The 11,148-nt window shown below is 42.4% G+C and carries 5 protein-coding genes; 3 read left to right on the plus strand and 2 right to left on the minus strand.

Features of this window, described 5'->3' with window-relative positions; all coding sequences use genetic code 11:
• Positions 1 to 16 precede the first annotated feature (16 nt).
• Positions 17 to 1,663, plus strand: coding sequence for an ABC1 kinase family protein (locus HWQ37_RS09810; protein ID WP_292746300.1), 1,647 nt, complete (start codon positions 17 to 19; stop codon positions 1,661 to 1,663).
• 166 nt (positions 1,664 to 1,829) lie between these two features.
• Here the strand turns inward: HWQ37_RS09810 and HWQ37_RS09815 are convergent, their stop codons facing one another.
• Entirely contained in the window at positions 1,830 to 7,433 is a 5,604-nt protein-coding gene (locus HWQ37_RS09815; protein WP_292746302.1) for a PAS domain S-box protein, read from the minus strand.
• A 420-nt stretch (positions 7,434 to 7,853) separates the two neighbouring features.
• Here HWQ37_RS09815 and HWQ37_RS09820 point away from each other — a divergent pair, with 420 nt between their 5' ends.
• Complete coding sequence (locus tag HWQ37_RS09820) at positions 7,854 to 8,228, plus strand: Hsp20/alpha crystallin family protein (protein ID WP_292746305.1); 375 nt, start codon at positions 7,854 to 7,856, stop codon at positions 8,226 to 8,228.
• A gap of 246 nt (positions 8,229 to 8,474) precedes the next feature.
• On the opposite strand, the gene HWQ37_RS09825 is transcribed toward HWQ37_RS09820, so the two are convergent.
• Complete coding sequence (locus tag HWQ37_RS09825) at positions 8,475 to 8,834, minus strand: Rieske (2Fe-2S) protein (protein WP_292746307.1); 360 nt, start codon at positions 8,832 to 8,834, stop codon at positions 8,475 to 8,477.
• A gap of 279 nt (positions 8,835 to 9,113) precedes the next feature.
• On the opposite strand from HWQ37_RS09825, the gene HWQ37_RS09830 reads away from it, so the two are divergent.
• A complete protein-coding gene (locus tag HWQ37_RS09830) occupies positions 9,114 to 10,958 on the plus strand; it encodes a vWA domain-containing protein (protein ID WP_292746310.1) in 1,845 nt (614 codons plus the stop codon).
• Positions 10,959 to 11,148: the final 190 nt, after the last annotated feature.

Below are 11,148 nucleotides of genomic sequence, written 5' to 3' on the forward strand. Positions count from 1 at the left end.
TGAGTTTTTTACAAAAATGTTCCTCACCCAAACTGTTCCCCGTCAACGAGAAATCCTAGAAGTCTTCCTTCGCAATGGCTGGGACTATATGCGAAGGTTACTTACTGGTGGCAAAGCTGATGAACCTCAACTTCCGACACCTGCGGTTTTAAAAAATATTCTGGTAGATTTGGGGCCAGTTTACGTTAAACTTGGTCAGCTACTCTCTACCCGCCCCGACTTACTGAGCGCCTCCTATATTGAGGAACTGTCAACTCTACAAGATGAAGTACCTGCGGTTCCTTGGTCGGAGATCGAAATAATTCTCCGCAAAGAATTAAAACGTCCATTAGCAGAAACTTTCAGCACAGTTAACCCGATCCCGGTAGCAGCCGGATCGATTGCCCAGACACATCGAGCTACACTAGCAGACGGTCGAGAAGTCGCTCTGAAAGTCCAACGTCCGGGAATTGACATTACTATTGCTCAAGATATTGCTTTAATTCAAGGTATTGCCGATTTAGTGGCGCGGACTGAGTTTGGGCAAACCTACGAAATCAAATCCATCGCTGAAGAATTTACTAAAGCCTTAGAAGCCGAGTTAGATTTTACACGAGAAGCGGGTTTTACAGACCAACTGCGACGCAACTTATCCAAGAGTCGTTGGTACGATCCCACACAAATAGTGGTGGCGGAAATTAACTGGGAGTTGACCACAGAGAAATTATTGGTAATGGAATGGCTGGATGGAGTGCCGTTCTTGGCGGCGGATTTGGATAATGACCCTAACGTTAAAGATCCTGCCGAAAAGCGTAAAGAAATAACTACTTTGTTATTTCGGGTATTTTTCCAGCAACTATATATTGATGGCTTTTTCCACGCCGATCCCCATCCCGGAAACTTGTTTTATCTCAAAGATGGTCGTGTCGCTCTCTTAGATTGTGGCATGGTGGGAAGACTTGATCCCCGGACACAGCAGATATTAACGGAAATGTTGTTAGCGATCGTTGATTTAGATGCTCAAAGGTGCGCTCAATTAACTTTGCAGCTATCAGATTCTGCTCAACCAGTTATTTTATCACGGTTAGAGAATGATTACGATCGCATGTTGCGAAAGTATCACAATGTCAGCCTCACGCAAATCAACTTCAGTCAGATAATTTATGAAGTTTTACAAGTTGCCCGCAACAATAAAATTAGGTTGCCTAGTAATATGGGTTTGTATGCCAAAACCCTAGCGAATTTAGAAGGGGTAGCGCGGACATTCAACCCAGAGCTTAATTTTTTTGATGAAGTCAAACCATTAATTACCGACTTATTTCGTCGCCAGCTAGTAGGGGATAATCCAGTGCGATCGCTCCTACGGACAGCCTTGGATCTGAAAAGTTTGTCTCTCCAATCTCCTCGGCAAATTGAACTATTATTAGACCGTGTTACCTCAGAAACCTTACAGTGGAATTTATCATTGCGGGGGTTAGATGGTGTACGGCGGACTATGGATGATGCCGCTAACCGACTATCTTTTAGTATATTAGTGGGTTCGCTGATTATGGGTGCAGCAATTATTTCCACTAGAGCGCAGACAACTCAGCTATCTTTTTTAAGTACTATCTTGTTTGCCGTCGCTAGTTTATTGGGTTTGTGGTTAATTATTAGTACATTGCGATCGGGACGTTTGCGGTAAAAGCATTTTGAATTTTGGACTTTGAATTGAATTAAGGCAAGAGACGCGATGAATCGCCGTCTCTACAATAATCAGTCTTTTGTAGAGACTACTATTTATTGCGTCTTTGGCGTACAATTTTATACTTCAACATAGGTTTGTATTGTCGCTTTTGCCACAATTTTTATTAACTGGATAATATTCCTGTAATACTCGTCAATTCCATAATTTTTTCAAACTGAAAATCATTAGCTAAATTCTTGATAAAATTTCGTAGTGCAGTATTTTCTGAAGGGATTTGCTCAATCAATTCTAAAATCAGGTCATCACTACATTGAGCTGCGGCAGTGTACAACTGTTTTATCCATTCAGGCGACATTTCAGATAATAGATTCACTAAATCTGTGAGCGTCAATATTGATTTTGGTTTTGGTTGCTTTAGGTTTGTTAGCTGATAGCTTTCTTCTTGATAAATATATTGAACTCCCAAATATTCGCTTAACTTTTCGAGTAATTCTTCCTCGCGGAAAGGCTTATTAATATAAGCATCGCAACCCGCTTTGATTATTGCCTCTCGTTGTTCCTCAAAAGCATTTGCAGTTAAAGCAATAATAATAGTCTTGTAATTTGGGATTGAGGTTGCTTCTCTAGTTTTAATAATTTTTGTGGCTTCATAGCCGTCCATGATCGGCATCCGCATATCCATTAAAATTAGATGTGGTTGCCATGTCTGCCAAAGTGCGATCGCTTCAATGCCATTTATTGCTTCCTGGACTGCAAAACCAATAGATGTGAGGATTTTCATTAGCACTAAACGGCTGTCTTTAGAGTCATCAACCACTAAAATCCGGTATTCGCTTTGAGCGGGCGCTAAACTAATAACTTGGGGTCTAGTTTGTTCGATCTGAATTTCGCTGGCTACGGCTAGACCAATTTGAATATTAAAAGCAAATTTACTTCCCTCGCCAATAGTGCTGGTGACGCTAATATCTCCTCCCATTAGTTGCACGTATTTGCGGCTAATTGCTAAACCTAGTCCTGTTCCCTGTTGCGATTTTCTTCCGGTTTCAGTTTGCCCAAAAGCTTCAAATAGCAAGTCAATTTCTTGTGGGGCAATACCGCGGCCAGTATCTTGTACCTCGAAGAAGAGATGAGGGGGATGAGGGAGATTTTGCTCCCCTTGCTCCCCCTTCCCCCAATCCCCCATCCCCGCCCGCAGCATCACCCTTCCAGTATCGGTAAATTTAATTGCATTTCCCAGGAGGTTAAGCAAGACTTGACGTAGTTTACTTTCGTCAACTTGGATGTATTGGGGAAGGTGAGATGTATATTCAAAGACTAATTCTAATCCTTTGGAGGTGGCGCGGAAACGCAACATCTCTTCGAGGTTTTCTAAGAGGCGAATTAAGTCAAAACTATTGAGATTTAAGGTTATTCTGCCGGCTTCGATTTTAGACATTTCTAAAATGTCGTTGATTAAATTCAGGAGATGTTCGCCAGCACGATTGATGATTGTTAAATTTTGCTGATGTTCAGTTGATAAATTGCGATCGTGGCTCATAACTTGGGTAAAACCAAGGATGGCGTTGAGTGGGGTACGCAGTTCGTGACTCATGTTGGCCAGGAATTCGCTTTTGGCACGGTTAGCAGTATCAGCAATGATTACAGCTTCTTGTAATGCTTGTGACTGCCTTTGAGTTTGCGCTAGCAATTGTGCTTGCTGTAAAGCAACACCCAACTGATTGCCAATTTGAACTAAGATGTTGATTTCTCCTGATTTCCATTGGCGGGGATCGGAATTTTGATAACTCGCTAGCAATCCCCAAAGCTGACTACCATGTAAAATGGGAACAATAATATAGGCTTTAGCTTGAAAGCGCTCTAAGAGATTGATATAAGCAGGATGAAACTCAGCGTTGTAAATGTCTGGGACACAAAGGAAACTTGCACCTGGGGTTACTTGCAGATCGGGATATTCCACCTGGTTATCGGCGCTATCCAAAATTTTCGCTAGACAACGCCCATCTTGTAAGACACCTTCTGTAAGATAAGGATCGTTGTTGTGTTCTTCTATGAGAGAAATCCAACCGTTACCCACTGATTCAGAAACAAATTCGCCATTCAAGTCGGGATTAAAACGATAGACAACAACCCGATCGCAGTTGAGTACTTGTCGTAATTCTTCGGTTGTAGCTGCAAATATCGTCTCTAAATCCAGCGTTTGGCGCATTCTTTGAATCACTTGAGCGATCGCTCTTTCTCGCTCTGCACTCTCACGCAAGGCTTCTTCTGCCAATTTTCTCTCGGTAATATCTGTAATTGTACCGATGTAACCTTTAAGCTCTCCATCATCTCTAAATTCTGGCAAAGCATGACAAATTACCCAGACAACTGTACTATCATCATGCAAGAAACGATGTTCGTACTTATAGGTTGACTTAGCGGCTGTTGCTTGATTCCATGCCAACAATAGCTGCTCGCGGTCGTCTGGATGTACGGCATTTGCCCAACCTATTCCCAGAGAATCTTCTAAACTACATCCAGTAATTTCACTCCAGCGTTGATTAAAATATAAAACATTGCCATCGACATCAGTGTGAAATATACAAGCTGGTGAGGCTTCTGCTAGAAGTTGATATCGTTGCTGACCTGATTGCAAAGCTAGTTCTGCCAATTTGCGATCGTTAATGTCTGCCCAATAACCAACCCATTCGATCGGGGAGTTAGCTTCGTCACGAATTAACCTCATCTTTTCGTAGAACCAGTGATAAGTTCCGTCAGCGTGTAACCAACGGTATTCGTAAGAAATGTACTCCTGCTCAACCAGGGGGGAAAATTTTTCTGATATCAGTTCAATATCTTGGGGGTGGACGCAATCAAGCCAAAAACTGGAGTTATCGATAAATTCCCGCGCTTCATAGCCCACCATTTCTTTAACGTTTTCACTGATAAAAGTAATGCTAAAATCTTCTGAAGTTTTGCTGCTATAAATAACTACAGGGCTAGAGGTGAGCAGATATTGTAGGCGTTCGTTGGCTAAACGTAGTTCTTGTTCTACGTGTTTGCGATAGCTAATTTCTACTAAAACTGTACCGACACCAGAGGGGCGATCGCCTTCACCCACAATCGGAAAATAAGAAGCTAAGAAGTGGCGGATAATATCTGGTTGTTTAAGTGATGGGCTGCTTAATTCTTGATTGAGAATGGGTTGACCAGTTATTAAAACTTGTTGATAAATTGGTTCTACTAAAGGGGCCATGTGGGGTAAAACTTCATTGATAGTCTTGCCAATATGCTCGTGCTGAGGTAGTCCATTAATCTCCGCCAGCAGTTGGTTGATTTGCACAAACCGCAACTGATTATCTACAATATTCATGCCGACGGGCGCACTGCTAAAAAAGGCATTGAGACGAGCTTCTCTGAGTGCTAGTTCTTGTTCTAGGGTTTTGCGTTCAATCAACCCACCCAACTGAGCAGCAACAGCACTGACTAGCAACAGCAAACGCCGATCTACCAATACTGAGCTACGTTTAAAAAACACTAAAACAGCTAATACTTGGTTTCCAGCCAGTATGGGAACACCAAAACCAGCTTTTAATCCCACCTTTGCTGCTTGTAGCGATCGCAAGAAAACTGGTTGTGTAACTTTAGAAACATCTTCTATCCATTCTGCTTCCTGGCTCTGCCAAACTCTTCCTGGTAATCCGACTCCCAGAGCAAATTTCACAGTTTTGCTTTGGTAGCAAAATTCTTCTAAACTGATCTCCTCTCCGTACCAGCCCAGACTGTGTTCTAAAACAGTCCCATCATCATTAGGTATCCATGCTTCACCAAAATCCCAACCAATGGTGTGACAAATTAAGCGCAAGACCACTGCTAAGGCGCTGTTGACATCACTGGCGCGAGTGATAGCTTGGGTTGTTAACAATAACAAACGGCTTTCATTTTCTGCTTGCTTGCGTTCAGTAATATCTTTTGCAGTACCCAGCACGTACCATCGCCCATCAATCTCGATCATTTCTGCACTCAATAGTGTTGTCCTGATTTCTCCTGTTGAAGTGCAGACATCAATCTCATAATTGCGGATGGCTTTTGTTTGTTGCAGGATGTGGGTGAGAAAATTATATTCTTCTAGATTCACCCAAAGATGCAATTCTGCATCGGTGCGATCGATTACCTGAGAACGAGAATAACCAAAAAACCGACAAAAGCTGTCATTTACTTCGATGTAGTGTTTGTTGGGAAGAGTAATTAAGGCGATTGGATCGGGAGAAGATCGAAAAGCTGATGCTAACTTTTTTTCCGAAGCGCGTCGCGCTGCTTCTGCGCGTTGGCGTTCTTTTGCTTCCAATACCAAGGATACTAAATTGCCCAGAGAGCGAGCGAAATTTTGGTCTTCTAGCGTCCAATGATGAGTAATTCCCACTGCTTCCAGACATAAAACTCCTACGGTTTTTCCCTCCAGCCGAACGGGTGTATCGAGTATAGAGGTGATGTTTAATCTGGAGTAAGACGCAGAAAATTCTTTAGTTCTGGGATCGGTATGAGCATCATCTGCGGCGATTAGTTGGTCTTGCTGCAAAGCTGCAAAATAAACTGGATAGTCTGTCGCTAATAAGAAAAGTCCTTCGCTATGTTGATTGCAACTACCCTCAAATAGATCAAAACACTGGATTTTCATGCCTGTTTCGTCATACAACCAGACACTAGCTCGTTCCATCCCAATATTCTTGACAGCTGTTTCTGTGATTTTACTCAAGGCTGTTTTCAAATCAGCTTGATAAAGCGTCTGATTTTGTGCCAATTGTGTTAGTACAAGGTTATGATTGCGGAGCTTAATCGCGCTTTCTTGGAGTAATTTTTCGACTCCGCGGCGCTGTGTAATATTACTAGCAGTGCCTGTCATACCTATAACCTCACCCTGTTCGTTGCATAATGCGATCGCATTCAACATTAAATAAAGTAAGCTACCGTCTTTAGCAACACAGATAGTTTCATGCTGGAAGATAGACTTTCCCTGAAGAACACGCTCAAAGGCTATTCGATCTTGAGCAACTTGTGTAGGCGAGATAAAATCAGTGAAGGTACGCCCGATCATTTCTTGGGGTTCGTAGCCATAAATCTGCTTGACTGCTGGGTTGACAAAGGTAATTAGTCCATCAACATCCACCGACCAGATCATGTCTTGGGATGTCTCCACTAGAAGGCGATACTGACTTTCACTCTTCTTCAGGGCGGCTTCGACTACCAGGCGATCGCTTTGATAAACTTGTCTACAAAAGGCTTTGCTAATGCTAACAGGAATTTTTTGAAAAATATCTTCTAATTGTCTGTTGCAAATATTTAACTCAACTGCAATCCGTTCGCGCTCTTTAATCTCCTGTTGCAGTTGGGCATTTTTTTGTTTTAACTGTTTTTTCAGACTTTGTAAATTGAGTTGATTTTGAATCCGAAATAAAACTTCTTGAGTTTTAAAAGGTTGAACAATATAGTCAAAATTACCTAAATTTAAGACATTTACTTTTTCAAAAAAATCATCAAAAATCCCGTAAATAATTATTGGAATATCGTGATTTTTGAAAAATTGACAAACTTCATAATCATTCCTCTCTAGCATGAGAACATTTAGCAAAAGCAAATCTGGGGAATAAGCAACTGCCGTATTGATTGCCAATTGTCCAGAAACTACACTTTGTACCTGATAACCTTGGTTTTGAAGGATGTCTGATAAAAAATGTAAATTCTCTAAGTTGTCGTCAACTAATAAAATTTTTATTTTTTGAGCATCCATAGTCAGTTACTAAGTTAATTTTCAATCAGGAAGAATTTTTGGAATAAAACTGAACATGAAATCAGCAAGCAAAACTCTGTCACCAGATTGTAAATAAAATCATTGCCACTTACCACCATACCTCAGTGCAGGATGTATGCAAAAGTTGCAGATAAAGTAGGGGATAACTGGTTATATCATGTCTGCTTGATTACTTAATGCTTGATTACTTAATTAAATCCGAAGAATCTCAAAGATTCAAAGCTACGTTTTGTCTCCCCTTCTCCTAAAGCTACAGTGTACACATACAGCAGATTTCAAGGAAAGTGAGGTACACAAACACCCCACCCTAACCCTCCCCGATGCATTGGGGAGGGAACTAGATTTCTTGTTTCCCCCCAATACATCGGGGGGATTAAGGGGGGTAATTATGCTTCCGAGTTGCTATTAAGAGTTGAGATTCCAGGCGTGGAAGGTAAAGACCTGGATATCCAAGTTACTCAAGATGCAGTTTCGATTGCTGGTGAGCATCGTTACGAAAAACATTCCCAATCTAACTCGAAAGTTCATTCAGAATTTCGGTACGGCAAGTTTGCAAGAGTAATACCTCTACCAACCAAAGTTCAGAATCAAAAAGTTAAGGCAGACTTGAAAGATGGGATTTTAATTTTGACCTTACCCAAATTGGAGCAAGAGCAAAGCAAAGTATTCAAAGTGAATTTAGACCAATCTCAAAGTGCTACAGCTTCTATGCAAGCCGGCAATGGTAATACACAATCCAACATTACGTCACAGCAAAGTCTTCAAACTACTTGAGAAGAGATTCCATTCTCTCATCCCATAGTTCCTATATCTCTGAAATAGGTGAATTTTAATAGAAACCCCAGCTAAACTCATTGGCTGGGGTTTTTATTGTTTTTTACTTAACACTGTTTCGGTAATACCAATTCTGTATCAAGATGCACATAACAAGACCCCTTGTAGTCCCTCCAATGCTTTGGGGGAGCGGGGGTAAATATATGCAGCTTCACAAAGAAACGGTATCAATTCAGTAAAAGAGTGCTATTCCTCTTGTACATCAACCCAGATACTGCCTTCTTCCACACGAATTGGAAACACTGGCAGTGTTTTTGGTTGTGAAACCAAGGACAGTACCTTACCTACACCAGGCGGCCAGGAACACCAGTCTTTTACCTCACCAGTTCGGAGGTCAAAAGCACTGTGATGGAAGGAACAAACAATTGCCCCATTCTCAGTGATTTTCCCACTTTTCAACGGTAATTTTAAGTGAGGACAAGTGTTGTCTACAGCATAAAGCTGATTTTCGTGATTCAAAAGCAGAATTTTCCGGTTGCCAACTTTCACCACTTCTCGCGCACCTGGGGAAAGTGCATTAACTGCAAGAACTTTAGTCCAGCTCATTAGGTTCTCCTTTCCTAATTGATCTGCTTTTAGTTTCCCGCAATTGTGACCAATGCGATCGCCTTTGGGTACCAAAGAGTGGAGAAGGATAAAGTCAGTAGCTCGTAAACTTTTCTGGAAATAGCGATCGCTAGTGACTGACTACAACTATCAAATCTTACATTAAATTCTATTTTTACACTGAATAAACTTATTTCTGGGTAAACTAAATAAAGCACTGACTAACCAAGCAACATAAGGCTTGTAGCTGATAACAGACGAGTTTGAGGGATATAAAAAATGATTAAGACAAGTTACGAATTTGACCAGTCTATTCTCGCCGCAGGATCTTCATTAAAGACTAATATTCTGCTACGTTTTGGTGCTGACATAGCTAAATCTCCCCGACGTAACCTTAACCTTTCGCTTGTAATTGACCGTTCCGGCTCCATGGCTGGCGCTCCTTTGCATCACGCACTTAAAGCCGCTGAGTCTGTGGTAGACCAACTTGAGCCAGATGACATTCTCTCAGTAGTTGTTTACGACGATGAAGTAGACAGTGTTGTACCACCCCAGGCTGTAACTAACAAAGCCGCACTGAAAAATTCCATCCGCAAGGTGAGAGCAGGTGGCATTACCAACTTATCGGGGGGATGGCTCAAAGGCTGTGAACACGTGAAAACAGGACTTGAACCCCAAAAAATCAACCGTGTTCTCCTGCTTACCGATGGTCACGCCAATATGGGTATTCAAGACCCGAAGATACTGATAGCGACATCAGGGCAAAAAGCTGAGGAAGGTATTATCACAACTACTTTAGGTTTTGCTCAGGGTTTTAATGAAGACCTGCTAATTGGTATGGCAAGGGCTGCTACGGGCAACTTCTATTTCATTCAGAGCATCGACGAAGCAACAGAAGTGTTTAGTATTGAGCTAGACAGTCTCAGAGCAGTAGTGGGACAAAATCTCAAACTTACGCTGGAATTAGCTGATGGTGTTACCCTGATTGACACCTTAAGTCTGGCTAAAGTTAGCCAGAATGAAGCTGGCCAAGCTGTCCTCACCTTGGGAGAACTTTATGAGGGTGAAGACAAACTTCTCGGTTTGAGTTTAGGGATATCAAGCGCTCAAGTTGGTGAGTTACCTTTGATGAAGTTGCATTACAGCGCCGATGTTGTACAAAATGACCTAATTCAAAGCGTGTCAGGTACTATTGATGTCGTCGCCAAAGTTGGCACTGTTGAGGAAGCTGCTTTTGCTGCTACAAGTCATATCATTCTAGAACTAAGCCGCTTGACGATCGCTAAAGCCAAAGAGACTGGACTTAACCTCGCAGAACATGGCAAGCATCAAGAAGCTGAACAAACCCTCCGGGCGCTTGTGAAAGATTTACGAGATAAAGGGTTGAATGAGAATTTTGAAATTGCTGAAGAAATCGATCAGCTTGAATATTTCGCCGGTCGCATCGCTCAAAAAGCTCTAGGTAATGCCGGACGTAAAGAGATGCGGGATCAGACTTACCAAACGATGACGCGCAATCGTAACGATTTGGTGGGTCGTGGTGTGACTGCTGGCGATGAAGTGTACGCCATACCCATTGTGAATGAAGTCGGTTCAGGTGTGCAATTGTACTGCGTTCGGGAAGGGGGTAAACTGCGAGTCAAAGTCATGTCCGAAGACTACGATTCAACCAAAAACATCCAATTTCCCCGCGCCATTCGTGCTGACGGGGCACGCTATATTGTTGAAGGACTAGAACTTTCTGGCGATCGCACTTTCTATCGGGTACATGGTAAGATTAACCGTTTTGCTCAACCCGGTGAAGCAGATATCTTCATTGCCCCTAGACAATCCCATCCAACTAACACAGGCAAAGCTTCCAAAGGCCCTGCCAGTGCTGCCGATCTTCCCACAACTGACAGCGTAGGGGACAGCATTTTAGTTCAGTGCGTTAAAGATGGCAGCAAGCTACGTGCTAGGGTAGTTTCCGACGGATATGAGCCAGATTGGAATATGCGTTTTCCGCGATCGGTGCGCGAGGAAGGAATGCTTTACGTCGTTGATGAAGTCAAAACCGCACCTGATGGCAAGTCTTATATTGCCTGTGGTGAAATTAAACGATTTGTCCAACCCAGTAGTAATTAATTAGGGATTGGGCGTTAGGAGTGCTGAGTGCGTTAGGAGTGCTGAGTGCTGAGTGCTGAGTGCTGAGTTAGGAGTTAGGAGTTAGGAGTTAAGAGTCAAGAGTTAGGAGTTTTATTTATCTCCCTGCCTCCCCTGCTCCCTCATCTCCCTCATCTCCCTGCCCCCATGCCTACAGAGCGATAGGATATTT

The organism is Nostoc sp. NMS4, assembly GCF_017115095.1.
In the GTDB taxonomy this organism is placed as follows: domain Bacteria; phylum Cyanobacteriota; class Cyanobacteriia; order Cyanobacteriales; family Nostocaceae; genus Nostoc.